Genomic DNA, 1,583 nt, shown 5'->3' with positions numbered 1-1,583 from the left:
ACCATTGGGGTCCACTTCTGCTCCCGCAAAGTGCTGATTACGAAGAGTTGAGATCACTGTGGATCTTACTCTTTGTAATAGCGTTCGATTTTTCTCAATCTATACCTATCCTTAAAGTAATTGCATCCACAACAACCATAAGAAAAAGTGGGAGTTTATTATGAACGCATTTATTCAAGGTCTTCCAAAGGTAGAGTTACACTTACATATCGAAGGTTCGCTAGAGCCAGAACTGTTGTTCGAACTGGCACAACGCAACAACATCGACATTCCTTACGAGTCACCACAGGAACTACGCAAAGCCTACGAGTTCGAAGATTTACAGTCTTTCCTAGATATCTATTATCAAGGCGCCAACGCGCTGCGTACGGAACAAGATTTCTATGATTTGACGTGGGCATACCTAGAGCCCTGCAAAGCCGACAACGTTATCCATACTGAGATCTTCTTTGACCCACAGACCCATACCGATCGCGGCATTGAGTTTGAGACGGTCATCAACGGCATTCACCGTGCTATGCAAGATGGTACCGAACAGCTAGGTATTACGTTTCAAATCATTGCGTGCTTCTTGCGTCACCTATCGGAAGAGAGCGCGATTGAAACGCTGCAATCAATCATCAAGCATCAAGACAAAATCATCGGTGTCGGTTTGGATTCTTCAGAGCTTGGTCACCCACCAGAGAAGTTCAAACGTGCTTTCCAACAAGCCAAAGACGCTGGCTTACTGACCGTTGCACACGCTGGTGAAGAAGGCCCTGCGCAAAACATTGTCGACTCTGTCGAGATGCTCAGTGTCAGCCGTGTTGACCATGGTGTTCGCTGCGTTGAGGATGAGTCATTAATGGATGCCCTGATCGAAAGCAAAATGCCACTGACGGTTTGCCCATTATCGAACATTAAGCTGTGTGTATTTGATGAAATGGAGCAGCACAACATTGTCGATTTGTTGCGTAAAGGCGTCGCGGTGACGATTAACTCGGACGATCCTGCGTATTTTGGGGGTTACATGACGGATAACTTCATGGCGGTCACTAATGCTCACCCAATGACGAAGTCAGAACTCGCTCAGTTCACGATCAATGCGATTAACGCGAGCTTCATTAGCGAGGCACTTAAAGCCAAATACCGTGCACAAGTCGCTGATTACTTAGCAATCACTGACTGATAAGTAAACTAGGGCTGGTTCTCTAGTCTTTTTGCTATCTATCTGCAACGGTGGATACATGAAGTTGCAGTTAACCGAGCTCAACATGAAGAACGTTTTAATACTCAGTTGGTCTATGTTCTCTTTATTGGCTGCCTACCATAAGAAAAACATAATGGATATAAGCATTCACTTCACCGTCCGCACATTTGTGAATCACTTAGCAATATCCCTCGCAACAAGTCTCGACTTCACTCTTATACCCAAGTAACCTCGAGATGCTAGGTTCAGCGAGAATGACTTGGTTTGTAGACGCGGCGGCGATTTAAAGATCTAGTCACTCTAAATCAAGAATCGACAACAAAGTATACAAGCCAAGACAGCTCGCCCTTCGGGAGCGTGTCATTGACCCGCTTTTTTATTAAACCAATGGCTG

Annotated in this window: 1 protein-coding gene; it reads left to right on the top strand. The window is 45.3% G+C overall.

The features are described 5' to 3' along the window. Window positions 1-160 precede the first annotated feature (160 nt). Window positions 161-1,168 (top strand): adenosine deaminase, encoded by a 1,008-nt coding sequence (locus tag KIV40_RS18015; protein WP_285350563.1) that lies wholly within the window; start codon window positions 161-163, stop codon window positions 1,166-1,168. Window positions 1,169-1,583 lie beyond the last annotated feature (415 nt).

Source organism: Vibrio sp. D173a, assembly GCF_030248475.1.
Note: the sequence above shows the minus strand (reverse complement) of the source record. Positions and strands in the feature narration are given on the sequence as shown.